We start from the raw sequence: 23,997 nt of genomic DNA, 5'->3' as shown, positions 1-23,997 counted from the left end.
TGCCCGCACGGCCGGCGGACTTGGCTCGAGTCTTCGGCCCGGGGCCGCGCATATAGTGCTCTTCCGGGTGGTATCGGTCACCGGCCAACCGCCGCCGGATGCCGCGGGTCCAATGGGCAAGCAGGGATCTGAACCGCCCGATCATTTTGTTCCCTGCGATTCGGTGGCGAATTTTTTCTAACTTCACTCGAAAACGTAGAATAGAGCTATCGATCTGTCTAATCAGTTGTTCTTGTAAATTCGATCGATATTGGTTCTTAATGCACGCATGACCCTGGACCAATTGCGGATTTTCGTCGCCGTTGCCGAGCGTGGCCACATGACCAAGGCGGCCGAGCTGCTTGGCATTTCCCAATCGGCCGCGTCTGCCGCTATTCGCGCGCTTGAAGAGCAGCACGGCGTCCATCTGTTCAACCGGGTCGGCCGCAACATCGAGCTCGCCCAGACCGGGCACCGCTTCCTGCCGGAAGCCAAGGCCGTGCTGGAGCGGGCAGCCACTGCACGCAACGTGCTGGAGCATGTCTCGCAGACGGTCACCGGCAGCCTCTCGATCGCCGCCAGCCAGACCATCGCCAGCTATTGGCTGCCGCGCCGGCTGGCTTCTTTCCACGAGGCCTATCCCGCCGTCAGGTTGAGCGTCACCATCGGCAACACCAGGCAGGTCGAGGCCAATGTCCTCGATGGTGCCGCGGATCTCGGTCTGGTCGAGGGGCGGACGGAATCCGACATCCTGCGCCGTGCCAAGGTCGACGTCGACAGGTTGATGCTGGTCGTCGCCAGCGCCCACCCCGAGATCGCCGAAGACTCGCAAGGCCGGCCCGACATCAAGGGCCTGCGCTGGATCATCCGCGAGGGTGGTTCGGGCACGCGCGAAGTGCTGGAGGATCTGGCCCGCCGCGAAGGAATTTCACTCGCCGACCTGCAGATATTCCTGGTGCTGCCGAGCAACGAGGCCATCCGCCAGGCGGTCGAGGCGGGTGCCGGCGCCACGATCATTTCCGAACTCGTCGTCGGCAGCGCGATTGCCGAAGGCAGTTTGCGCGCGGTGCCTATTGACCTGCCGAAGCGCGACTTCGCCATCATCACCCACCGCGACCGGCAGGCGAGCCTTGCCCAGATGGCGCTCAAGGCGCATCTCAGCGCCAGTGCCGATGAAGCGGCGCCCGCCCGCCCGTGAGTGGGCCGTGTCAGCCAAACTTTCGCTGGGCGTCGAGCGCCAGGCCAAGCCCGACCGAGCCGAACATGTCGCCTTCGATGACGGATGCCTGCGGTACCAAGGAGAGAATCTCTCGTCTTGCCAGCGGGATTGCGGTCGACCCGCCGGTCAGGAACACCGCGGTGATGTCGGATGGCTTGACCTGGGCGTCGCGGATGGTCTGCCCGACCGTTGCGGTGACCCGCTCGATGTCCCTGGCAATCGTGGCGTCCAGCCCGGTGCGCGTGATTTCGGCGGCGAACGCCGCCCCCGGCAGCTTCACCGCCACCTGAGCCGATGATCTGTCGGTCAGCTCGATCTTGGCCTTTTCGACAAGGGCCGCCAGCGCATGTCCATAGCGATGCTCGACAATGTGGATGAAGCGGTCGACCAGGTCGGCGCGCTCGGCCTCGTAGCGGATCTGGCGCAGATGCGTCATCGCCTTGGCGGTGTAGACCAGGTTGATGCGCTGCCATGTCGCGAGATCGATGAAGTAGCTGGCCGGCAGATTGCGCTTGCCGTCCTTGGTCGGGGTCAGATAGCCGAGCTGCGGCATCACATGGGCGATGCTCAACAGCCGGTCGAAATCCGTGCCGCCGATATGGATGCCGCGGCTGGCCAGGATGTCGTCCTTGCGGTCGAGCGAGCGCGAGCGCTGCGGTGAGACCCGCACGATCGAGAAGTCCGAGGTGCCGCCGCCCATGTCGACGATCAGCGCCAGTTCCTCGCGCGTCACCTTCTGCTCATAGTCGAGCGCCGCCGCGATCGGCTCGAACTGGAAAGCGATGTGTTTGAAGCCCTGGGCGCGCGCGGCCTTCTCAAGTTCGCCCTGGGCGTTTGTATCGGCCTCGGGATCGTCGTCGACGAATTGCACCGGGCGGCCGAGCACCACCGTTTCGACCGCGCCGCCGGCATCTTCCTCCAGTTTTTTGCGGAGGTGGCCGAGGAACAGGCCGACGATCTCCATGAAGCCGATCGAGCGGGACTTGATGCGGGTCTTCTCGTGGGCAAGCGAACTGCCGAGCACGCTCTTCAGCGAGCGCATCAGCCGGCCTTCGATGCTGTCGGTGTAGTTGGCAATGGCGTGGCGTCCGAAACAGGTGCGGTTGTCCTCGAAGTTGAAGAACACGGCACTGGGCAGCGTGACCTCCCCATCTTCAAGTGCGACGAGGCGCGGCTGCCCGTTGCGGACCACGCCAACGGTGGAGTTTGAAGTGCCAAAGTCGATACCGCCGAATGCTGGTCGCATGGCAAGTTTCCTGATTTTGTCTTTGGGGAGCGGCAACTCGTGTCCGGTCGGGCCGGGGGCGTGCTCTCTAACGCAAGACGCCGGAAAGGGAAACCCTTTTTGGAAATCCGGCGCGCCTAATCCTTTCGGAAGATCACCCTACCGAGCCAGCCCGTCAGCATGGCCAGCGATATCGCGAAGACGCCATAGAGGAAGGAATAATTGTGCGCGACACGGAAGATCGACTGCTCGAAGCCGGATTTGCGGATTTCGAGCTGGGCCGAGCTTTCCTTGATGAACACGCCACTCTTGAACAGGAAGGCGCGCGCCTTGTGGGTGCCGACCGGAACGTTCGGTGCCAGCCTGACGGTGGCGCGGAACAGGTTCTGCGACAGGAATTGCACGCCGCCGACATTCTCGCTGTAGAGGCCGGTCGCTGTCTTGCGGCTGCGCAGCGCCGCGGTGAATTCCTCGATGGTCGCCGGGTTGTCGCCGGCGTCGGCCGGCTGCATGTAGAGGTTGGATGCGCCGAGCGAAAGCTGCTTGTAGCTGTTCGGTTCCGTGATGTCCTGCAGCGGCCGCGTCGTCGCCACCGAATAGGACATCGGCACATTCTCGAAGGTCTCGGACTCCAGATTGACCCAGACGCCGAGCACCCGGTCCTTGCGGCGCACCACGACCGGGCGCGGCGGACCCTCGAGCACGACGATGACATCGTATCTGCCTTGACGGGCAACCAGCGGGTCGGGATTTTCCAGCGAACCGAAAATGGTCAGGTCGGCGCCGGAAAAGCCGGCGGTGATCGAGACATTGTCGGTGGAGAGCCCGATCTGGATACCTTCTACCGGTGGTGTCTGTGCCTTGACCGGAACGACGGCCGCGAGCATCGACAGGACAATGGCGGTTGCGAACGCTTTAGGGCCCCTCATCAGTTGAGGCCCGTGGCCGTCAGCGAATAGAGATTGGGCGGGGTGACGAAGAGGTCGATGGCGAGGCGGATCGCCACCGCGAGCACCAGCAGCGCCAGCAAGGCCCTAAGCTGCTCGCCGCGCAGCCTCTGGCCGGCCTTGGCGCCGTATTGGGCGCCGGCAACGCCGCCAGCCATCAACAGGAAGGCCAGCACGACGTCGACCGTCTGGTTGGTGGTGGCATGGACCAGCGTCGTGTAGGCGGAGGTGAATATGATCTGGAAAAGCGAAGTGCCGATGACGACATTGGTCGGCACTTTCAGCAGATAGATCAGCGCCGGCACCATGATGAAGCCGCCGCCGACGCCCATGATCGACGACAGGAAGCCGATGCCGGCGCCAAGACCCAGCACCGGGATGACGCTGACGAACAGTTTCGAGGCCCTGAACCGCATCTTCAGCGGCAAGCGGTGGATCCAGTTGTGCTGGCCGGATTTTTTCAGCACCGGTGCCGCACCGCTGCGCGTGGCGCGCAGCGCATTGACGCTTTCCACCAGCATCAGCCCGCCGACCGTGCCGAGCAGCACGACATAAAGCAGCGAGATGAACAGGTCGAGCTGGCCGAGCCTGCGCAGGAAGGCGAAGACGAAGATACCGCCGGTGGAGCCGACGATGCCCCCGGCCAGCAGCACGCCGCCGAGCTTGAAGTCGAGCGTACCTCGCTTCATGTGCGAAAGGACGCCGGAGAAGGAGGAGGCGATGACCTGGTTGGCGCCGGTGGCGACGGCGATCGCCGGAGGGATGTTGTAGAAGATCAGCAGCGGCGTGATGAGGAAGCCACCGCCGACGCCAAACATGCCCGACAGGAAGCCCACTGCCGCACCCATGGCCAGCAGTACGAAGACGTTGACGGAAATTTCCGCGATCGGGAGATAGATGCCCACCCGTCAGTCTCGATCAGTTCTGCCTGTCGGTGAATGCAACCGTTGCGGGCATCTTGACCCGACAAGCCAGTTTGTTCTTGCGCCGGAGGTGCTACGAAGTCAAACCACGCAGCATTGCCGAAACAAAAAACATCTCAATCAGTTAACAGGCAAATGTGTGGCAAGGGCGTCGTGGAAGCGACGCATCTGCCGTTATTTGCGCGCCAGCAGCGCCTTGACCAGTTTTTCGTCGACCGTGCCGGTCGCCGGCAGCTTGTTGTCGGTCTGGAAAGCCATGATCGCGGTCTTCGTCTTCTGGCCCATCCTGCCGTCGGCGTCGCCTGCATCGTAGCCATTCTTGTTGAGAATGCGCTGGATGTTCTCGACGGCCTTCTTCATGTCGACGCTGGCGGTCGTCTGCGGCGCGCCGTCCTGCCACGATTCGGGAATGTCGACCGAATTGGCTGCCGCATCCAGCGGCTTGGCCTTCCACAGTTCGGCCGCGGCACGGGCGCGTTCGAGTTGCTCTGGCCGCATCGCATTCGCGATCTCGTCACGCTTGGCCGCCGCATCCTTGTCGCCGGTCTTGGCGACGAGCGCGAACCATTTGTAGGATTCCTCGAGGTTCTGCTTCATGCCGACGCCCTTGGCGGCGAGGATGCCGAGGTTGAACTGACTGTCCTTGACGCCGACGTCTGCCGCCGCCTGGAACCAGTGCGCGGCCGACTCATTGTCGGTGACGCCATCCGCGGCCATGGCGAACAGCACGGCCAGGTTGTGCATGGCGCTGGCGTTGCCCTGCTCGGCGGCGAGCTGGTACCAGGTCTTCGCCTTCTTGATATCGCGCGCGACGCCAATGCCCTTCTCGAAGAAATTGCCGATGCGGTATTCGGCCGGCGCGAAGCCGAGTTCGGCCGACTTCTCATACCATTTGGCGGCTGCCGCCATGTCTTCCTTGACGCCACGCGACTCGGCGTAGCGCGAACCGACCTCGAACAATGCCTTGGCGTCGCCGCCGGCAGCGGCATCGCGCAAGGCGAGCGGGCCGACGTCGGTGGGAATGTCGAACTTGGCGGTGGCCGCCGCCGGCGAAGCGTCCGCCGGTGGAACCGCGCCCGTCGTGTCCTTGGCGGTGTTTGGCTCGGCCGTCACAGCCCCGGTATCGGCATCGGTCGCTTCCGCGGCGACCGGGGCCGGGCCAGCCGGGAGCGCAGCAGCCGAAGCTGTCATGTCGGGTGCCGCTGCGCTCGCATCTGCGGGCGTCGCCGAAGCAACAGGCGCAGGAACCGGCTGGGCTGTCGGTGCCGCATCCATCGAAGGCTCGATGCTTGGCGGCGTGGCCATCGTGCTTTGCACGGCCATGTCATCCTTGGCTGCCGGTTCGGACGGCTCGGCCTGTCTGACGGAACGGGCCGGCGCGCTTTCCACGGACTGCGGCTGAACGTCCGCCTTCGGCTGGCTAGCCGCATCGATCGAGGCGGTTTGCACCGGTTGCGAGGCGACGATCGGCGCGGCGTCGTTGCTTGCCACCTGCGCCGGATCGGCGAAGAAGGCCTTGCCCAGTTGCAGGCCGGCGAGCGCCAGCATGATCGCGGCGGCCGCCATCAGGATTGGCTTGCGCCGCGCCTTGAGCAGGTCGCCGATCCGCAGTGCCTTCACGGGTCCGGTCATCGTCGACTGGCGCTTCAGCGCATCGGCCTCGGCGGCCGCCGCTTGCGCCGCGCGCCGCGCTGCGGCGATGAAATCCGATTTTGCGGCATCGGTGTCGCTTGGCTTGGCCGGCTGGCCGCGCTCGTCGCGCACGCGCTTCATGATGGCATTGAGGTCAGGTGCGCCGGAGCCGGGCTCCAGCGGCCGATTGGCCAATTTTGGGTCGAGCGGTTCGTCGAGGTCGACGCTCGGTGTCGGGGCAATCGGCGCCGAGCCGGCCAGCGGCGGAATGTCGGCCTCCTTCTTGCCCCTGAATGCACGTGCCAACCCGCCGAACAACGATTTGCGGCCGCCTGCCTGTTCGCTTTTCTCGGCGATGGTGTCGGAACTGAGGGCAGCCAGGGCCGCGGCAGCGGCGGCTTCGGCTGGTGAGCGCGTGCCCACGTCGCCACGCATATCCAGGTCGCCACGCGTATCCAGGTCGCCACGCATGCCCGGATCATTGCGCAGGATAGCGGCGGCGCGGCCATCGAGATCGGCCATGTCCCCGGTAAGCGGTACAGGCTGATCGATATCCATTGACGGTGCCTCGACGGCCATCTTGGACCGCCGCGCACCGCGCCGGCTGTTGGGTCCGACCGCAGCCGCATCCAGGAGTTCGCTCACCGCCTCGACCGGTTCGCCGGGTTCCAGCGAACCCAACCGGTCGACGATCTTCAGCAGCGTGTCGTGGATGGCTTCGAATGTTCTCGAATTGCGCTCGTCCGAGCGCCGCGTCAGCGTTTCGAGGGTCTTCAGGTCCTGGGCGAGGCCGGAAACGGCTGTCGTGTTGGCGCTCGAACCGGCCAGCGAACGCACCGCGTTCTCGGCCGCTTCGCGCGCCGCGCCGAGGATGGAATCGCGCGTTCCGGACAGCGACTTCTCGATCTCGTCGAGACGCGGGCTGATGTCCTCGAATTCCGGCAGCGGCGTGCTGGGCCTTGAAAGGTGGGCGGACAGGCCGGCGACCTGCGCCTCCAGGCTGCGGATCAGCGCCGGATCGATGCCGGCCACCTGCGCGGCCGATGCGTCCAGCCGGCTTGAAATGTCTTCGAGCCGGCTTTCCAGGCCGCGGATCGCGGCTTCGCCTGCGGGATCGGGAACACGCGTTTCGATGCGCTTAGCCAGCGCGGTGAAGCGGGCGTCGATGGCTTCCATGATGCCGGCGCTGTCGACATGCGGCATGCGCTGGTCCAGCCTGTCGGCCACCTCGTCCAGCCGCCGCTCGAGATCGCGGAATAGCATGTTGCCCTGTTCGATGGCGTCGCCCTGGCGACGTTCCATCATGCTCGACAGCACGTCGAAGCGTTGCTCCAGGCCATGGAAGATATAGTCGGCGTCGGGCATGGCAGGCGCCTGGTCGATCTTGTCGGCAATGAGCGCGATCTGCTTGGCCAGGCGCTCCATCGCCTGCTCGGGCAGGTTGGCGCGGCCGGCGAGCTCGTCGACACGGCTCGACAGGGTGCTCAGCCGGTCCATGACAGCGTTGCCCGGGCGGTCCTGCGCAACTTCCTCGATCTGTTGGGCAAGCGAGTCGATCCGCTTCTCGATGCGCTCGAAAGCCTCGTGGTCGAAAGAATTGGCTTGCGCGGCGACCGTCGAGGCGACGATGGCGCGGGAGATCTCGTCCAGCCGCTCGTCGATCATGCCAAGCGTGTCGCTGCCACGATTGTCCTGCTGGCTGGCGAAATGATCGACGGCGCCGGCAAGCGTGCGGACCTTTTCCTCGAGCGAGCGCAGCGACAGCGATTCCGGCAGATTGTTGACGGCGTTGCTGATCTGCTCCAGCCGGTCGGTCAGCATTGATAGGCCGGGGTCGTCGGAGCGCTTGCGCTGGTCGGCGTCGACCCGGTCCTCGAAGGCCGTCCACCGGCGATCGAAATCGTCCCAGCGGCGGTCGACCTTCTGCACGCTCTCCTCGCGCGCCAGCGTGTCGAGCGCGGCCTTGACCTGTTCGAGCTCGAGCCGCAGCATATTGACGCTTCTGTCGTCGCTCTTCTCGGCCAGTGTCTGGATGGCGCCGGAGAGCCGTTCGAATTCAAGGCCGAGTTCGGCGCTGCCCTTGGCCGAGGTGCCCGGCCTGGCGCCCGACTGGAAAGCCCGCTCGATGTCCTTGCGCAGCGCTTCGAATTCCCGCTGCAGCCCAGCCGTCATCTGGTGGCGCAGTTCCTCGCGCATGCCGCGCAACTCGCCGGCGATCTTGCCGACCATGGCAACGCCGTCCTCCTGGCCACGCACGCGATCGATGTCGCGGGCGATGGCCTGGTAATTCTGCCCGAAAGCGGCGGCGGGCGGCGGCGGGCTCGTCGGGCGCGGCGCCGGCTGCGGATCCTCGTACCACCGCTGCTGGCTGGAGGGTTGGCCAGAGGGTTGGGCTGCTGGATAGCGCGCATCGGCCCCGTATTGGCGGGGCTCGGGCCGTGCCATCGGGTCCTCGCGCGTACGGTCCAGCCGCTGCTCCAGCGTTTCGAGGGAACGGTTCAACTGCTCGAGCGTGGTCTGCGGCCTGCGCTGCCTGCCGGCGTTGAGTGTATCGAGGTAGGACCGCTTGCTGTTCATCGGTGCGTCCGTCTTTCAGATTGGCTGGCTCGCGGCCAGTTCCCCCAAGTCCCTGTCGGAACGAGGCGACAGCGGCTATGCCGCGGTGGAAGACGAGCTTCCCGGGCTCTCACCCGCGCTCCGAAAAACCGTGAAAAATTCGATACAGGATAACCACGGGTAGCCGACGCGCCCACATTTCGCCCAACGTGGTAAACAACGCGTTAACCAAACTTAAGAAGTTGCAAGGATGTCGGATGCCGGCAGCACGGTGCGGCATAACGCTCGCCGCGCAGAACGCCCTTGCGTCATGAGGCGGCTATCGGTATAGAATTGACGTAAACGTAAAAGGCGCCCTGAGCGTGCTGTTTGCGATTTGTTTGTTGAAACCACGACCGGAAGCAAGCCCCCGCTTCCAGTCAGGCGACGCACGGTCCAGGACCGCGACGCCACCAGATGGGGAAAGCCAGTGACCATGAAGCTTATCTCGGCCGGCGAGACCGCGGCCAATACCAACAATATGTCTGTCGAAACCGGCGAGGACCTTGTCCGCATCGGTGAGATGGCCAAGAAATATGGAGTGACGCTGCGCACGCTGCGTTTCTATGAAGACAAGGGCCTGCTCAACCCGCAGCGCGACGGTTCGACCCGTCTCTATACGCGCCGCGATAAGGCCCGGCTGAAGCTGATCCTGCTTGGCCGCAAGGTTGGGTTCTCGCTGCGCGACGTCAAGCAGATGATGGACCTCTACGATCCGACCGGCTCCAACACCAAGCAGCTGCGGCTGGCGCTGGACAAGTCGGAAAAGCAGCTTGCCCGGCTGCAGAAGCAGCGGGCGCTGATTGATGACGCCATCAACGAGCTGAGCGGCTCGATGTCGGCGGTGCGCCAAATGCTGGCCGAGCGTTCGGCGCCGCAGGCGAGCGTCGCGGGCTAATTCATCCGCTGACTGTCTGACTATCAAAGCCGCGTGGCCCTGCCGCGCGGCTTTTCGTCGTCTTGGCCGCGGCCCAATGCAGCCTCTCGCCGCTAGCTTGTGCAACGCCTCGCCGCTACGTTCACCGCGCGGTGGACGGGAAATCTTGTCGCATCGAAAAAATTGACGTTTACGCAAACGTCAATTTTTGCTATCCCGCTCGCAACATGGGTCCGCATGCCACCCTTGGTAGACTTCGGGGGCATTCGGACAGGTCTGCAGGGTGGAGGAAAGCATGCCGACATACAGGGCTCCGGTCCAGGATACGCTGTTCGTGCTCAACGAGGTGCTGGGCTATCAGCGCTATTCGAACCTTCCCGGATTTGCCGACGCCACGCCCGATGTACTGGAGGCTATTCTCGCCGAAGGCGCCAAGCTCGCCGAAAACGTCATGCATCCGCTGAACCGTGTCGGCGACATCGAAGGCTGTGTCCGCCATGACGACGGTTCGGTGACGACGCCGAAGGGTTTCAAGGAGGCCTTCGACCAGTATCGCGAGGGTGGCTGGATGGGTCTGGCCGCACCCGTCGAGTTCGGCGGCCAGGGCCTGCCCTATGCGGTGCACACCGCCGTTGCCGAATATATGGTGTCGGCCAACATGTCGCTGATGATGTATCCGGGCCTGACGCAGGGCGCGATTGCGGCGATCATCACACACGGCACCGACGAGCAGAAATCCAAATGGCTGCCGAGAATGGTTGAGGGTGCCTGGACCGGCACCATGAACCTGACCGAGCCGCATTGCGGTACCGATCTTGGCCTGCTGCGAACCAAGGCGGTGCCGAATGGCGATGGCACCTACAAGATTTCAGGCCAGAAGATATTCATCTCGGCCGGCGAGCACGACATGTCGGACAACATCGTCCATCTGGTGCTGGCCCGCATCGAGGGCGCGCCGGAAGGCGTCAAAGGCATCTCGCTGTTCATCGTGCCGAAGCTCAAGCTCGACGCATCGGGCAATCCCGGCAACAGGAACACCGTCTCCTGCGGCTCGATCGAGGAGAAGATGGGCATCCACGGCAATTCGACCTGCGTCATGAACTATGACGAGGCCGAAGGCACGCTGCTCGGGGAGGCCAATGGTGGTTTGAAGGCGATGTTCACGATGATGAACGAGGCGCGCCTCGGCGTCGGCCTGCAAGGGCTGTCGCTGTCGGAGATCGCCTACCAGAACGCCGCGGCCTACGCCAAGGACCGCTTGCAGGGCCGCTCGCTGTCGGGGCCGAAGGCGCCGGACAAGAAGGCCGACCCGATCATCGTCCATCCCGACATCCGCCGCAGCCTGATGACCATGAAGGCCTTCAACGAGGCCGGCCGCGCGCTGGCGCTGTGGACGGCGATCAAGTCCGACGTCGCCCACCGCTCTGGCGACGACAAGGACCGCCAGGCCGCCGACGACTACACCGGCCTGTTGACGCCAGTGGTCAAGGGCGTGCTCACCGACAAGGGGTTCGACCACGCCGTGATGGCGCAGCAGGTGTTCGGCGGTCACGGGTACATCGAAGAGCACGGCATGAGCCAGTTCGTGCGCGATGCCCGCATCGCCATGATCTATGAAGGCGCCAACGGCATCCAGGCGCTCGACCTTGTCGGCCGCAAGCTGGGTTTGAATGGCGGCCGCGCCGTGCAGGCCTTCTTCAAGGAGGTCGGCGAATTCTGCGAGGAAAACCGTTCCGACGAGAAGATGGCGCCGTTCACGAAGGCACTGAAGAAGGGCCTCAGCGACCTTCAGGCCGCCACCATGTGGCTGCTGCAGAACGGCATGGCCAAGCCCGACAATGCGGGCGCTGCCTCGACCGATTTTATGCATCTCTTCGGCCTTGTGGCGCTGGGCTATATGTGGGCGCAGATGGCCAAGGCGGCGCTTGGCAAGACGGGGGCCAACGGTTCGCAGTCCTTCTACGACAACAAGGTTGTGACGGCGCGCTTCTTCATGGAGCGGATCATGCCGGAAACCGGCGCTCACCTCGCCCGCATTTCGAGCGGTGCCGACACGCTGATGGCTCTGCCGGCGGAAGCGTTCTAAGCTCGAACGCCGGCACCGCCGGCCCTGTCCTGTCGATACGCGGAGGAAATCGTGGCGACAAATCCCGCCGAAGTGCTCACTTTGCCGAAGCCCGCCTGGGCCGCGGACGAGGTCGGCATGCTCTACGACATGGCGCACCGCTTCATGTCGGAGGAAATCGCGCCGCGCTACGACGAATTCGAGAAGAACGAGATGGTCGACCGCGAGAGCTGGTTGAAGGCCGGCGCTGCCGGTCTGCTCTGCGCCTCGATGCCGGAGGAGTATGGCGGCTCGGGCGGTACCTTCGCGCATGAGAGCGCCATCATCGAGGCCATCAGCCATGTCGGTGTCGATGGTTTCGGCATCGGCCTGCACAACTCGATCGTCGCCCCCTACATCCTCCACTACGGCTCTGAAGAGCAGAAGAAGAAATGGCTGCCGAAGCTGGCGACCGGCGAGCTGATCGGCGCCATCGCCATGACCGAGCCAGGTGCCGGCTCCGATCTGCAAGGCGTCAAGACGCGGGCCGAGAAGGATGGCAACCAGTATAAGATCAACGGTTCCAAGACCTTCATCACCAATGGCCAGCTTGCCAACTTCATCATCGTCGTCACCAAGACCGATCCGGAGAAGGGAGCGAAGGGCACCTCGCTGATCGTCGTCGAGACCGATGAGGTCGAAGGCTTCCAGCGCGGCCGCAACCTCGACAAGATAGGGTTGAAGGCCAACGACACGTCGGAGCTGTTCTTCAACGATATGCGCGTGCCGACTTCCAACCTGCTCGGCCACGAGGAAGGGCAGGGCTTTGTCCAGCTGATGCAGCAATTGCCGCAGGAGCGGCTACAGATCGGCACCAGTGCCATTGCCATGATCGAGCGGGCACTGGCGCTGACCATCGATTATGTGAAGGAACGCAAGGCGTTCGGCAAGGCGATCATCGATTTCCAGAACACCCAGTTCAAGCTGGCCGAACTCAAGACCGAGGCAACCATCGGCCGGGTCTTCTACAATGACTGCGTCGCCCGCCACATCGCCGGTGGCCTCGACCCGGTGACGGCGTCGATGGCCAAATACTGGCTCAGCGACCTGCAGGGAAAAGTCGTCGACGAATGCCTTCAATTGCATGGCGGCTATGGCTACATGAATGAATACCCGATCGCCCGCATGTTCCGCGACGCCCGCGTCCAGCGCATCTACGGCGGCACCAACGAGATCATGAAATTGCTGATCGGACGCTCGCTCTAATGCATGTCGCCCAAAGGTCCCATTTTTGGGAGATCGACATGCATCGGTCCAAAGCCGTTCGATAAACCCAAGGAGCAAAAAAAATGGCCGAAGCTTATGTCTATGATGCTGTGCGCACCCCGCGCGGCAAGGGCAAGAAGGACGGATCGCTGCACGAGGTGCCGGCGGTGCGGCTTGCCGCCAAGACGCTCGAGGCATTGCGCGATCGCAACGGGCTCGACACCGGCAATGTCGACGACATCATCTTCGGCTGCGTCGATCCGGTCGGCGAGGCGGGCTCGGTCATTCCGCGCGCCGCCGCCTTCGAGGCTGGCTACGACACCAAGGCGCCTGGCATGCAGATCTCGCGCTTCTGCGCTTCGGGCCTCGACGCCATCAATTTCGGCGCCGCCAAGATCGCGCAGGGCGCCGATGACATCGTCATCGCTGGCGGCGTTGAATCGATGTCGCGGGTCGGCATGGGCGCCTCTGGCGGCGCCTGGTTTATGGATCCTTCGGTTGGCCTGCCCGGCTGGTTCGTGCCGCAAGGCATCTCGGCCGACCTGATCGCCACCAAATACGGCTTCTCGCGCGACGACGTCGACGCCTATGCAGTCGAGAGCCAGAAGCGCGCGGCCAAATCCTGGGCCGACGGCCGCTTCAAGAATTCCGTCATTCCGATCAAGGACCAGAACGGCCTGACCATCCTCGACCATGACGAACACATGCGTCCGTCGACCGACATGCAGTCGCTGGCCTCGCTCAACCCGTCCTTCGTCATGCCCGGCGAAATGGGTGGTTTCGATGCCGTCGCCGTGCAGAAGCACCCCGAGGTGGAAGAGGTCAACCACGTCCACCATGCCGGCAATTCGTCCGGCATCGTCGATGGCGCCGCCGCCGTGCTGCTCGGCTCGAAGAAGGCCGGCAAGGCGATGGGGCTGAAGCCGCGCGCTCGCATCCGCACCTTCGCCAACATAGGCTCCGAACCGGTGCTGATGCTGACCGGTCCGGTCGACGTCACCGAGAAGCTGTTGAAGCGTGCCAAGATGAAGCTATCGGATATCGACCTGTTCGAGCTCAACGAGGCCTTCGCCTCGGTGGTGCTGCGCTACATGCAAGCCTTCGATATCGAGCACGACAAGATCAACGTCAATGGCGGCGCCATTGCCATGGGCCATCCGCTCGGCGCCACTGGCGCGATGATTTTCGGCACGGTGCTGGACGAACTCGAGCGCCGCGATCTCAACACCGCACTGGTAACGCTGTGCATCGGTGCCGGCATGGGCACCGCAACGATTATCGAACGCGTCTGATAGGGGAGAGAAATCATGAGCTACACCAATTTCACCCTCGACATCGACGCCGACGGCATTGCGTTGGTCACCTGGGACATGCCGGGCCGCTCGATGAACGTCTTCACCGAAGAGGCGATGCTGGAACTGAACGCCATCGTCGACATGGTGGCGGGCGATGCCGCCATCAAGGGCGCGGTGATCACCTCCGGCAAGGACACCTTCTCCGGCGGCGCCGACATCACCTTGCTGCAGAAGATGCTGACCACTTTCGCCGCTGAAAAGGACAAGGATATCGAAAAGGCCACCAAGGCGCTGTTCGACCAGGCCGGCACTATGACCGGCCTGTTCCGCAAGCTTGAAACGTCGGGCAAGCCGTGGGTGTCGGCGATCAACGGCACCTGCATGGGCGGCGCCCTCGAATTGTCGCTCGCTTGCCACGGCCGTGTCGCCGCCGATAGCGACAAGGTCAGGATGGCGCTTCCCGAAGTGAAGATAGGCATCTTCCCGGGCGCCGGCGGCACCCAGCGCGTGCCGCGGCTGACCGATCAGCAACAGGCGCTGCAGATGCTGACGTCCGGCCAGCCACTGTCGCCGCAGAAGGCCAAGTCGATGGGCCTGATCCATGAGATAGCCGAACCGGCCAAGCTGGTCGACACCGCCAAGGCGATGATCAGGAACGGCCTGAAGCCGGTGGCGCCGTGGGACGAGAAGGGTTTTAAGCTGCCCGGAGGCCAGATCTATTCACCAGCCGGCTTCAATCTGTGGCCGCCGGCCATCGCGATCCTGCGCCGCGAGACCTATGGCAATTATCCAGCTGCCGCCGCGATCCTGAAATGCGTCTATGAAGGCCTGCTGGTGCCGTTCGACACGGCCCTGCGCATCGAGCAGCGCTATTTCACCGAGATCATGCAGACCCAGGAAGCGGCGGCGATGATCCGCTCGCTGTTCGTGTCGCTGCAGGAACTGAACAAGGGCGCGCGTCGCCCGGCCGGCGTACCGGAAACCAAGTTCAAGAAGATCGGCATTCTCGGCGCCGGCTTCATGGGCGCCGGTATCGCTTATGTCACCGCCAAGGCCGGCATTCCGGTGGTTCTGCTCGACCGCGACATGGAGTCGGCCGCCAAGGGCAAGGCGCATTCCGACAGCCTGGTCTCGGATCAGGTGAAGAAGGGCCGTGCCAAGCCCGAGGAGAAGGACAAACTTCTGTCGCTGATCACGCCGACGGCCGACTATGGCGACCTTGCCGGTTGCGACCTGGTGGTCGAAGCGGTGTTCGAGGATTCCGCCGTCAAGAAGAGCGCCACCGAGCAGGCGGAAGCGGTGCTTAAAGCCTCGGCCATCTTCGCCTCCAACACCTCGACCATCCCGATCTCGTCGCTGGCCAAGAACTCGGCGCGGCCGAAGAACTTCATCGGCATCCATTTCTTCTCGCCGGTCGACAGGATGATGCTGGTCGAGATCATTTTGGGCAAGAAGACCGGCGACAAGGCGCTCGCGACAGCCATCGATTTCGTCCGCGCCATCAAGAAGACGCCGATCGTCGTCAACGACACGCGCGGCTTCTATGTCAACCGCTGCGTGCTGCGTTACATGTCGGAAGCCTACAAGATGTTGATCGAAGGCGTGCCTGCACCCATGATCGAGAATGCGGCGAAAGCCGCCGGCATGCCAGTTGGCCCGCTGGCCCTGACCGACGAGACGGCCATCGACCTCGCGCAGAAAATCATGAAGCAGACCATGCGCGATCTCGGCGACGCCGCCGTCGACCAGAAGCAAATGGCGTTGATCAACACAATGGTCGACGACCATGGCCGCTTCGGCCGCAAGAATGGCAAGGGTTTTTACGACTATCCCGCCAAGCCGGCCAAGAAGAAGCTGTGGCCGGGCCTCAAGGACCTCTATCCGCAGCTTGCGGCTGAGAAGGTCGATTATGAAGAGCTGCAGCAGCGGCTGCTGGTCACCATCGCGCTGGAAGCGGCCCGGGTGATGGAAGAGGGCATCGTCACCGACCCGCGCGAGGCCGATGTCGGCTCGATCCTGGCCTTCGGCTTCGCGCCCTACACCGGCGGTGCGCTGTCCTATATCGACGGCATCGGCGCCAAGGCATTCGTCAAGATCGCCAAGAAGCTGCAGAAGAAATACGGCGCCGAATTCAAGGCACCCAAGCTGTTGCTCGATATGGCCGAGAAGGGCGAGACCTTTTATGAGCGCTTCAATCCTTACGCCGGTGACGTGAAGCAGGCAGCCTGACGCGGGCCGATCTATGTCTGGGTGCGGCGGCAGCGCTGGGCGTCCTTCGGAGACGCAAAGGACGCTTGTCGCCCTTTGGTCTGCGTATGATGGCCACGGCACGTAGCCGCGGCCGGCGCGCTTCAGCTTTCCCATGCGGTCCGTCGGTGATAAATTAGCTTTTGCTAACCTAAAGTTGGCAGAAGGACGTAATCGTCATGCGTATGATGCTGAGAGTTTCCATCCCGGCCGAGGAAGGCAACAAGGCGATCAAGAACGGCAGCATGGCCAAGTTCATCGAGCACACCTTGTCCGACCTCAACCCGGAGGCCGCCTATTTCACCGCCGACGGTGGCCGGCGAACGGCCTATCTCGTCGTGGAGGTAAAGGACAGTTCGGATATGCCCTATGTCGCCGAGCGGTTCTTCTTCGCCTTCAATGCCAGCGTCGAGATGATCCCGGTGATGAACGCTGAGGAACTCAGGAAGGGCTTGCCGAGAGCGATGGCGGCGATGGCCGGATAGGTTCATCGGCGATCATTGATGTCCGATCACTGAACCGCGCGTCGTTGTCGCGGCGGCACACAGTTTTGTTGGCAATCCGCCTGCTGCGCCCGGTGGACATGGCGGCGGTTGCGCGTTAGACAGGAAGAGGCATTTTTTCCTGTTTCGAGGAGAGCGAGCTTGCTCTCGCATGACCGTGTCTGGGCTGCCATCGATGCTCTCGCCGAGCGCTATTCGCTGTCGGCTTCGGGGCTGGCCCGGCGCGCGGGGCTCGATTCGACGGCCTTCAACAAGTCGAAACGTCTGTCGTCGGATGGTCGGCCGCGCTGGCCGTCGACCGAATCGCTTGCCAAGATCATCGAGGCAACAGGGGCTACGCTCGACGAATTCACCGGCCTGATCGAGGGCAGGGCCGCGTCAGCCCAGGAAGCACGGGTAGCCCACAAGCGCTCGGTGCCGTTGCTCGGCTTTGCCCAAGCCGGCGCCGGCGGCTTCTTCGATGATGCCGGCTTTCCGGCCGGGCAGGGCTGGGACCTGGTCGAACTGCCGGCGCAATCGACGGAGAGCTCCTATGCGCTGCAGGTGCAAGGTGATTCCATGCTGCCGCTCTACCGCGATGGCGATGTCCTCATCGTCGAGCCGGGCGCCATCACCCGCAAGGGCGATCGTGTCGTCGTCAAGACCACCGCCGGCGAAGTGATGGCCAAGGTGCTTGAGCGCCAGACCGTCAAGTCGATTGCACTGGTCTCGCTCAATCCCGATCATCCGGACCGCGACATTCCCATGCGCGATGTCGAATGGGTGGCGCGGATTGTCTGGGCAAGCCAGTAGGTCCGGCTGGTGCGGCTCCCTCATCTTGTCCTGGCGGTTCTGATGGTCCCGGCGATGGCGGCAATGGTCGTCGCTGGCGGTCGCACGCTGAAGGGAAGTGCAGGCGTAGTCACGGTGGATCAGGTCGATCCGGGCGCCGACACGATCTCACAGGAGGGCGCCGAGACCGTGCTCGCAGAGCCGGCGACATCCGCCATGACCGCTCCGCAGCCGCCAAAGCCGGCGTCACATTCGAGGGCGATCGATCCTGAAATTATCGTACCACCGGAACTGCCCGCCGAGGGGCTTGAGCGTGTCGAGCCGCGCGAGCCGTTGAGCAAGCTGGCGCTGGCGGTGCCGCCCAGGCCGAAAATGCCCGATGACTGGAACGGGACAAAGCTGTTCCAGCCGGTCGCGCAGGCCGCCGGCCTGATCGAGGCCAAGGGCTATTCGGTCGCGGTGTCGGGCATCGACATCGTCAGGCATGACGAGACCTGCACCGATGACGGCAAAGCCTGGCCGTGCGGTATCCGGGCGCGAACGGCGTTCCGCGCCTTCCTGCGCGGCCGCGCGGTGGTCTGCACCGTGCCGCCTGAGGGCGGTCGCGACCTGATCGCCGCCGAATGCCGGATCGGTAAGCAGGATGTCGGTCAATGGCTGGTCGAAAACGGCTGGGCTCGGGCCGCCAAGGGTGGGCCCTATGTCGAGGCCGGCGACAAGGCGCGCACGGCCAAGAAGGGCATTTTCGGATCGGCGCCGAACCTTTCCGGCATGCCGGCGATGCCGGCCGCACCAAGCCCTGCGCCTCAGGCGCCGAGCTCGATCCTGGAAGAGGTCGACGGCGTTCTCAAGCCAGCTGACCAGCCAGCGCCCGCTCAATGAGCGCCCGCGTCTCGGCAATGCCATAGAGCGCGGCGAACGAGCCGAAGCGCGGGCCGCGCTCCTGGCCGATCAGCACCTGGTAGATCATCTGGAAGAAGGCGCCCGACACGCCGGGGCCACCTTCCGGGCTCTGCTTGGAGTGATCCTGATAGCGTTCGATCCTACGTGCGACGTTGAGCGAAGCGTTCTGGATCGCTTCGCCGTTGGCGTCCGTCGGCAGCGCGCCAAGCGCCGTTTCGAGGGCTGCCAGCGCCGCGCGCTCGACCTCGTCGGCGGGGCGGAAGGTTTTCGTCGGCTTCACGAAATCGTCGAAATAGCGGATCGCATGGCCGACCAGCTGGTCGAGCTCGGGATGCGTCTTAGGCGTCACCCCAGCGGTATGGCGCGAAATGAAGCCCCACAGCACATCCTTGTTCTGCGCGTTGGAAGCGCTGACCAGGTTAAGCAGCAGCGAGAACGGCACCGGCATGTCGATGGCCGGCGGGTTGCCGTCATGCATATGCCAGACCGGGTTACCCAGCCGCTCCTTCCAGTCCTGCCGCGGGTAAGCCGCAAGGAAGGTGTAATACTCGTCCACTGCTCTCGGGATGACATCGAAATACAGCTTCTTGGCCTGCCGCGGCCGCTGGTACATATAGAGCCCGAGGCTCTCGGTCGGCGCATAGGTCAGCCACTCGTCGATGGTCAGCCCGTTGCCCTTCGACTTTGAGATCTTCTGGCCGTTTTCGTCGAGGAACAGTTCATAGACGAAATGCTCTGGAGCACGCCCACCCAGGATGTTGCAGATGCGGTCATAGACCACCGCATTGGTCTGGTGGTCCTTGCCGAACATTTCGAAATCGACGCCGAGCGCTGCCCAGCGCATGCCGAAATCCGGCTTCCACTGCAGCTTCACCCTGCCGCCGGTGATCGAAAGCGTGGTCTCGGTGCCTTCATCGTCGAAGGTGATGGTGCCGGCCTTGGCGTCGACATGCTTCATCGGCACGTAAAGCACGCGCCCGCTCTTTGGCGAAATTGGCAGGAACGGGCTGTAGGTGGCCTGCCGCTCGGAGCCGAGCGTCGGCAGCATCACCGCCATGATCTGGTCATAGCGTTCGGCGGCGCGCAGCAGCATCGCGTCGAAGCGGCCCGACTTGTAGTATTGCGTCGCGCTGGCGAACTCGTAGTCGAAGCCGAACGTGTCCAGGAAGCGGCAAAGCATCGCGTTGTTGTGATCGGCAAAGCTCGCATAATCGTCGCCGAACGGATTGGGCACCGACGACAGCGGCTTGTGCAAATGTGGCTCCAGCGCTGCACGATCCGGCACGTTGTCGGGGATCTTGCGCATGCCGTCCATGTCGTCGGAAAAGCACAGCAGCTTGGTCGCAACCTTATCCTGCGTCAGGACGCGGAAGGCGTGTCGCACCATCGTCGTGCGCGCCACCTCGCCGAACGTGCCGATATGCGGCAGGCCGGAGGGTCCGTACCCGGTCTCGAACAGGATTGTTTCAGGAAAGTCGGTGCCTTTGTAGCGTTCGATGATCTTCTTGGCTTCCTCGAACGGCCATGCCTTGCTTTCTGTCGCCGCCGCCAGCAGCTCGGGATTGAGATCGATGATGTTTGATCCCGCCATGTCACAGTTTCCAAATAAATCGCCGGTGTTGCCCGGAGCAGGGGTTTTCAACCGGTCTCTAGGCGTGCGTGGCCGGAGCGTCAACGCGTGCAGCGCTTTTTCCTTGCGGTGCCGATACCGCTTTCCTACCTTCGGAGCCCATTCAAGGAGTACAGAATGCCGTTGCCGACGCCGCATGAAGCGCTGATCTACCTGATGGTCATCACCTCGGCTTCCGATCGCGACATGACCGATGTCGAGCTGGCCCGGATCGGCGACGTCGTCCGTTCGTGGCCGGTGTTCGAGGATTTCAACCACGACCGGCTGGTCGGCGTCGCCCAGGCTTGCCAGAAGATGCTGAATGAAAAGGACGGCCTGGAAGTCGTTCTTGCGCGGGTTGCCGAGGCGCTGCCCGAGCGCTTGCGCGACACCGCCTATGCCGCCGCCTTCGAGGTGGCCGCCGTCGATCTCGAAATGCGCATGGAGGAAGTCCGGGTGCTGCAGCTCATCCGGCGTCAGCTTGACCTCGACACCTTGACGGTCGCCGCCATCGGTCGTGCCGCCAAGGCGAGGCTGCGCACCCTGACTTAGGGCGCTGCCTTTCGGGGCCTAGAAAAAGCTGACCGGGAAATAGCGCAGATAGAATTCGGCGAACGTACCTTTCATCGAGATCTCCTGCAGCGCGTAGTCGAACGCGGCGGCCAGTGCTGGATCGTCCGCCCTGGTGGCGATGGCCATGCCAGAACCCAGGTATTCGGGCGCCAGATAAGGTCCGCCGGCGAAGCGGCAGCAGCCGGCCGCATCCGATCCGCCCAGCCAGAAGGCCAGGCGCATGCCGTCGCCGAAGGCGGCGTCGAGCTTGCCGGCCTTGAGATCGGCATAGAGATCTTCCGGCCTGTCGAAGGGGACGATCTGAACGGTATTGAAATAGTCGCGCAACATGCGCTCATGCGCCGAGCCGGCGAGCACGCCGACACGCTTGCCGCGCAATTTGTCGAAGACCGGTTCGGTCAGATCCTTGCTCTTCTGCGTGACGAAGCGGGCCGGGAACTGCAGGTAGGAGCGTGAGAAGGCATAGGTCGAGCGCGATTCGGCCGTTGCGGCGATGCCGGCGATGATCGCTTCGCCCTCGCCTTTCTGCAGCGCGCCTTCGAGCTCTGCCCAGGGCAGGGCCTGGATCTGGCATTTGTCGACAATACCAAGCTCGGCGCAGATGGCGCGTGCCAGATCGATATGGAAACCGGACAGTTTTCCCGAGCCGTCGAGGAAATTGAAGGGCGGAAAATCCGTGGTCGTCAGGAAGCGCAGCCGGGGCAGTGCCGAAAGGTCCGGCTTTGGCAGCCGCTCCTTGGCATCCCACAGCACCGGCACCTGCGGCTCATGGGCGCGCGCGGTACCGGCGACCGACAGCGCTGCGATCAGCAGCGACGCAAGAGCCAAAGACCTCCACTGGAACGCCACGATAAGACTCCGCCGCAGTCGTGTTGGCAGGTTTTGGTACGAAAATGACAAAGGTACAATGCTTTTTGATTTCAACGCGTCAATTTCAGGATATGCTTTAGGGAGTTTGCAAATAGCAGTGGCTGCCTTGGTTGGGGGACCAAGGTGAGAACCACGACCGAAAACATGCGGTTTGCAATCCGTGGTCGGTGGTGAAGTGCAAACGAAGCACGCATCATTGGTCGCAATGCATGAGGCAACATAGGGTTGATGTTGCGATGGGTCAGTTCGATCGCACGTTGGAATTCATAGACCAACTGCAGCACGCCGGAACGGCGGCGGCAGTCTGCGAAACGTTGCTGGGTGTAACGTCGGATTTCGGGCTCACCGCACTGATGGCGGGAACCGTGCCGCAGCCGGGCACGCCAAGCGGCCAGCAAAAGCAGCATGTGCTTCTGTGCGACTGGCCTGTTGAATGGCTGGAGCGCTATGTGGCGCGCAACTATGTCGATCACGACCCGGTCGTCAGCCACATGAAACAGCTGCAGGCGCCGTTCCAGTGGCGCGAAGCCTCACAGGGCGCCCGCATCGACAAAAGCAGCGGCGAAGTGATGGGCGATGCCGGCGCGTTCAAGTTGCGCGACGGACTGGCCTTCCCGCTGATCACGCTCGACGGCCAGATTGTCATGGTGTCGCTGGGCGGCGAGGCCGTCGAATTGTCGGCGGCCGATTTCGGCCTGGTGTCGCTGGTGTCAACCTATGCGGTCGGTCGCGCCATGCAGCTCCACACGATGGCGAGCAACACCATCGATCACATCGTACTGACGCCGCGCGAACGCGAATGCCTGCAATGGGCCGCCGTCGGCAAGTCCGAGTGGGAGATATCGCAAATCCTCGGCATCTCCGAACATACCTCGGAGAAACATCTTCTTAACGCCAAAAGCAAACTTGGTGCCGTCAACCGGGTTCAGGCGGTCGCCGAAGCGATAAGGCGGGGCTACATTAGTTAGGTCGGCCGTGCCGGCCTAGCAATTCTAGCCTACGCGATCACGCAATTTTCTCATCGAAGCACGGCCGTATCTTCCTCTGAAACCAGGAGATGACGGAATGCTTTTTTCTCTCACAACCCAAGAATTGATGGAACGCCCGGACCTTTGGGAGGCGGTCCATCGCTTGCGCTACAAGATATTCGTCGAGGAGATGGGATGGGAGGACCTCAGGCGCCCCGACGGGCTCGAATGCGACCAGTTCGATCATGACGAGGCCGTCCATCAAATCGTCATCAGGGGCAGTGAAGTCGCAGGCTACCAGAGGCTTTTGCCGACGACGCGGGGACATCTGCTGACCGAGGTGCTGACCGACCTCTTTGAAGGAACGCCGCCCTCCGGACCCAACATCTACGAGTTGACCCGCTATGCGGTCGCTCCAGGTTACCGCGATGGCCGTCGCGGCGTGTCAACCGTCGGCACCGAGCTGATCGCTGGCTTCGTCGAGTGGGGACTGAAGCGCAACGTCAACCAGGTGATCATCGAGTTCGAGCCGATGTGGGTGCTGCGTGCATTGCAACTGCATTTCCTGGCGACCCCGCTGGGTTATCAGCGCACCTATGGCAACCAGCAGGTCGTAGCCACCTTGCTTACGTTCAACGAGCACACGCTCGATGTGGTGCGTTCGCGCCGCAATCATTTTGCTCCCGTGCTGACCAGGGGATACCCCGACATGCTCGGTCAAAGGCGTGCGTCGTGAAATCGGAGACAGTCATGAGCCCCCATCCGCAACCAGAACTCCGCAACCACACGCTAATTGTCACCGTATCGTCGAATGACGGCCGGCCGGTGCTGGACAGAAGAGCCTATGAAAGCCTGGCAAAGACCTTCCATGAAGCCGCCGACAATGAGGAGGTGCGCGTCGTCGTGCTGCGCGGCCTGTCAGGCTGCTTCTGTCTCGGCGGCGATTTCTCCGAATTCCTTGACGCCACCAAGCACCAGAAGCTGATCGCCGCCGTCACCGATCTGTTTCGCACGCTGGCGACGTTTCCCAAGCCGATCCTGGCCTGCGTCGATGGCGATGCCGTCGGTGTCGGCTGCACGATCCTGTTCCATTGCGACATGGTGATCGCGTCCGATCAAAGCACGTTCCGGGTGCCGTTCGTCGATTTCGGCCTGGTCCCGGATGCCGCGACCAGCATCCTGGCGCCGCAGAAACTCGGCTATGCCGGTGCTTTCCGCTTCTTCTGCCTCGGCGACACACTTCGCGCCGAGGATGCCAGGGCGCTCGGCCTCGTCGCCGAGATCGTGCCGGGCGGCAGAGTCGAGGACGCGGCCCTCGGCCGGGCGAGACAGCTTGTCAAGAAGCCGGTCGCCGCCTTGCTGCAGACGCGCGGCCTGCTCAAGGGCAACACCACCGCGCTGTGCGACCGTATCGATCAGGAGATTTCGCTTTTCCAGCAGGCGCTGCAGGACGACACCACGCTGCGGCGATTGCAGCGCATAGCCCGGCTGGTGGCTTGAACGGTCCGATCGAAAGACATCGATAACGAAAGCGCCGCGCGGCCTCTGGCT

At 63.3% G+C, this 23,997-nt stretch carries 19 protein-coding genes; 13 read left to right on the top strand and 6 right to left on the bottom strand.

Features of this window, described 5'->3' with window-relative positions; translation table 11 throughout:
• Positions 1-268: 268 nt before the first annotated feature.
• Positions 269-1,177, top strand: a complete 909-nt coding sequence (locus AC1D2G_RS05875; RefSeq protein ID WP_477412642.1) for a LysR substrate-binding domain-containing protein — start codon at positions 269-271, stop codon at positions 1,175-1,177.
• Between the two features lie 10 nt (positions 1,178-1,187).
• Here the strand turns inward: AC1D2G_RS05875 and AC1D2G_RS05870 are convergent, their stop codons facing one another.
• From AC1D2G_RS05870 to AC1D2G_RS05855, 4 genes are all read right to left on the bottom strand, one after another.
• The gene (locus tag AC1D2G_RS05870; protein WP_477412640.1) at positions 1,188-2,444 is read right to left on the bottom strand and encodes an Hsp70 family protein; all 1,257 of its coding nucleotides are present in this window, start codon (positions 2,442-2,444) and stop codon (positions 1,188-1,190) included.
• Positions 2,445-2,560: 116 nt separating this feature from the next.
• On the bottom strand, positions 2,561-3,352 hold the full coding sequence (locus AC1D2G_RS05865) for a TIGR02186 family protein (RefSeq protein ID WP_477412638.1): 792 nt from the start codon (positions 3,350-3,352) through the stop codon (positions 2,561-2,563).
• Positions 3,352-4,275 carry a sulfite exporter TauE/SafE family protein gene (locus AC1D2G_RS05860; protein WP_095082339.1) on the bottom strand — a complete coding sequence of 308 codons (924 nt, stop codon included), beginning with the start codon at positions 4,273-4,275 and terminating at the stop codon, positions 3,352-3,354. Before AC1D2G_RS05860 ends, AC1D2G_RS05865 begins: the two co-directional genes overlap by 1 nt.
• A gap of 192 nt (positions 4,276-4,467) precedes the next feature.
• On the bottom strand, positions 4,468-8,502 hold the full coding sequence (locus AC1D2G_RS05855) for a peptidoglycan-binding protein (protein WP_477412636.1): 4,035 nt from the start codon (positions 8,500-8,502) through the stop codon (positions 4,468-4,470).
• 454 nt (positions 8,503-8,956) lie between these two features.
• Between AC1D2G_RS05855 and AC1D2G_RS05850 the strand changes: the two genes are divergently transcribed.
• The 8 genes from AC1D2G_RS05850 to AC1D2G_RS05815 all read left to right on the top strand — a co-directional run bounded on the left by AC1D2G_RS05850 (position 8,957) and on the right by AC1D2G_RS05815 (position 18,405).
• Positions 8,957-9,418 carry a MerR family transcriptional regulator gene (locus AC1D2G_RS05850; RefSeq protein ID WP_095082335.1) on the top strand — a complete coding sequence of 154 codons (462 nt, stop codon included), beginning with the start codon at positions 8,957-8,959 and terminating at the stop codon, positions 9,416-9,418.
• A gap of 274 nt (positions 9,419-9,692) precedes the next feature.
• Positions 9,693-11,483, top strand: coding sequence for an acyl-CoA dehydrogenase (locus AC1D2G_RS05845; RefSeq protein WP_477412634.1), 1,791 nt, complete (start codon positions 9,693-9,695; stop codon positions 11,481-11,483).
• Between the two features lie 51 nt (positions 11,484-11,534).
• Positions 11,535-12,707: an acyl-CoA dehydrogenase family protein gene (locus tag AC1D2G_RS05840; RefSeq protein WP_477412632.1), complete on the top strand. Its 1,173-nt coding sequence runs from the start codon at positions 11,535-11,537 to the stop codon at positions 12,705-12,707.
• 83 nt (positions 12,708-12,790) lie between these two features.
• Entirely contained in the window at positions 12,791-13,999 is a 1,209-nt protein-coding gene (locus AC1D2G_RS05835; protein ID WP_457151612.1) for an acetyl-CoA C-acetyltransferase, read from the top strand.
• 15 nt (positions 14,000-14,014) lie between these two features.
• The gene (locus AC1D2G_RS05830) at positions 14,015-16,231 is read left to right on the top strand and encodes a 3-hydroxyacyl-CoA dehydrogenase NAD-binding domain-containing protein (protein ID WP_477412630.1); all 2,217 of its coding nucleotides are present in this window, start codon (positions 14,015-14,017) and stop codon (positions 16,229-16,231) included.
• A gap of 197 nt (positions 16,232-16,428) precedes the next feature.
• A complete protein-coding gene (locus AC1D2G_RS05825) occupies positions 16,429-16,734 on the top strand; it encodes a DUF3303 family protein (protein ID WP_095082325.1) in 306 nt (101 codons plus the stop codon).
• Positions 16,735-16,893: 159 nt separating this feature from the next.
• Positions 16,894-17,544 (top strand): S24 family peptidase, encoded by a 651-nt coding sequence (locus AC1D2G_RS05820; protein WP_477412628.1) that lies wholly within the window; start codon positions 16,894-16,896, stop codon positions 17,542-17,544.
• A gap of 9 nt (positions 17,545-17,553) precedes the next feature.
• Positions 17,554-18,405: a thermonuclease family protein gene (locus AC1D2G_RS05815; protein ID WP_477412626.1), complete on the top strand. Its 852-nt coding sequence runs from the start codon at positions 17,554-17,556 to the stop codon at positions 18,403-18,405.
• On the opposite strand, the gene AC1D2G_RS05810 is transcribed toward AC1D2G_RS05815, so the two are convergent.
• Positions 18,371-20,017 carry a lysine--tRNA ligase gene (locus AC1D2G_RS05810; RefSeq protein ID WP_477412624.1) on the bottom strand — a complete coding sequence of 549 codons (1,647 nt, stop codon included), beginning with the start codon at positions 20,015-20,017 and terminating at the stop codon, positions 18,371-18,373. The genes AC1D2G_RS05815 and AC1D2G_RS05810 overlap by 35 nt on opposite strands.
• Before the next feature lie 156 nt (positions 20,018-20,173).
• Here AC1D2G_RS05810 and AC1D2G_RS05805 point away from each other — a divergent pair, with 156 nt between their 5' ends.
• Positions 20,174-20,587: a tellurite resistance TerB family protein gene (locus AC1D2G_RS05805; protein ID WP_477412622.1), complete on the top strand. Its 414-nt coding sequence runs from the start codon at positions 20,174-20,176 to the stop codon at positions 20,585-20,587.
• Positions 20,588-20,605: 18 nt separating this feature from the next.
• Here the strand turns inward: AC1D2G_RS05805 and AC1D2G_RS05800 are convergent, their stop codons facing one another.
• The gene (locus AC1D2G_RS05800) at positions 20,606-21,457 is read right to left on the bottom strand and encodes a transporter substrate-binding domain-containing protein (protein WP_477412620.1); all 852 of its coding nucleotides are present in this window, start codon (positions 21,455-21,457) and stop codon (positions 20,606-20,608) included.
• A gap of 257 nt (positions 21,458-21,714) precedes the next feature.
• Here AC1D2G_RS05800 and AC1D2G_RS05795 point away from each other — a divergent pair, with 257 nt between their 5' ends.
• From AC1D2G_RS05795 to AC1D2G_RS05785, 3 genes are all read left to right on the top strand, one after another.
• The gene (locus AC1D2G_RS05795) at positions 21,715-22,446 is read left to right on the top strand and encodes a helix-turn-helix transcriptional regulator (protein ID WP_095082317.1); all 732 of its coding nucleotides are present in this window, start codon (positions 21,715-21,717) and stop codon (positions 22,444-22,446) included.
• Positions 22,447-22,543: 97 nt separating this feature from the next.
• On the top strand, positions 22,544-23,182 hold the full coding sequence (locus AC1D2G_RS05790; protein ID WP_095082315.1) for an acyl-homoserine-lactone synthase: 639 nt from the start codon (positions 22,544-22,546) through the stop codon (positions 23,180-23,182).
• 14 nt (positions 23,183-23,196) lie between these two features.
• On the top strand, positions 23,197-23,946 hold the full coding sequence (locus tag AC1D2G_RS05785; RefSeq protein WP_477412618.1) for an enoyl-CoA hydratase-related protein: 750 nt from the start codon (positions 23,197-23,199) through the stop codon (positions 23,944-23,946).
• Positions 23,947-23,997 lie beyond the last annotated feature (51 nt).

It is taken from the genome of Mesorhizobium sp. P2_C7, assembly GCF_056404515.1.
Note: the sequence above shows the minus strand (reverse complement) of the source record. Positions and strands in the feature narration are given on the sequence as shown.

What these genes read in the sequence shown, in the direction of transcription:
- AC1D2G_RS05850 (WP_095082335.1), top strand. Translation starts at nt 8,957, where the DNA reads ATGAAGCTTATCTCGGCCGGCGAGACCGCGGCCAATACCAACAATATG.
- AC1D2G_RS05810 (WP_477412624.1), bottom strand. Translation starts at nt 20,017, where the DNA reads ATGGCGGGATCAAACATCATCGATCTCAATCCCGAGCTGCTGGCGGCG.
- AC1D2G_RS05855 (WP_477412636.1), bottom strand. Translation starts at nt 8,502, where the DNA reads ATGAACAGCAAGCGGTCCTACCTCGATACACTCAACGCCGGCAGGCAG.
- AC1D2G_RS05805 (WP_477412622.1), top strand. Translation starts at nt 20,174, where the DNA reads ATGCCGTTGCCGACGCCGCATGAAGCGCTGATCTACCTGATGGTCATC.
- AC1D2G_RS05870 (WP_477412640.1), bottom strand. Translation starts at nt 2,444, where the DNA reads ATGCGACCAGCATTCGGCGGTATCGACTTTGGCACTTCAAACTCCACC.
- AC1D2G_RS05845 (WP_477412634.1), top strand. Translation starts at nt 9,693, where the DNA reads ATGCCGACATACAGGGCTCCGGTCCAGGATACGCTGTTCGTGCTCAAC.
- AC1D2G_RS05795 (WP_095082317.1), top strand. Translation starts at nt 21,715, where the DNA reads ATGGGTCAGTTCGATCGCACGTTGGAATTCATAGACCAACTGCAGCAC.
- AC1D2G_RS05865 (WP_477412638.1), bottom strand. Translation starts at nt 3,352, where the DNA reads ATGAGGGGCCCTAAAGCGTTCGCAACCGCCATTGTCCTGTCGATGCTC.
- AC1D2G_RS05875 (WP_477412642.1), top strand. Translation starts at nt 269, where the DNA reads ATGACCCTGGACCAATTGCGGATTTTCGTCGCCGTTGCCGAGCGTGGC.
- AC1D2G_RS05790 (WP_095082315.1), top strand. Translation starts at nt 22,544, where the DNA reads ATGCTTTTTTCTCTCACAACCCAAGAATTGATGGAACGCCCGGACCTT.
- AC1D2G_RS05835 (WP_457151612.1), top strand. Translation starts at nt 12,791, where the DNA reads ATGGCCGAAGCTTATGTCTATGATGCTGTGCGCACCCCGCGCGGCAAG.
- AC1D2G_RS05785 (WP_477412618.1), top strand. Translation starts at nt 23,197, where the DNA reads ATGAGCCCCCATCCGCAACCAGAACTCCGCAACCACACGCTAATTGTC.
- AC1D2G_RS05830 (WP_477412630.1), top strand. Translation starts at nt 14,015, where the DNA reads ATGAGCTACACCAATTTCACCCTCGACATCGACGCCGACGGCATTGCG.
- AC1D2G_RS05825 (WP_095082325.1), top strand. Translation starts at nt 16,429, where the DNA reads ATGCGTATGATGCTGAGAGTTTCCATCCCGGCCGAGGAAGGCAACAAG.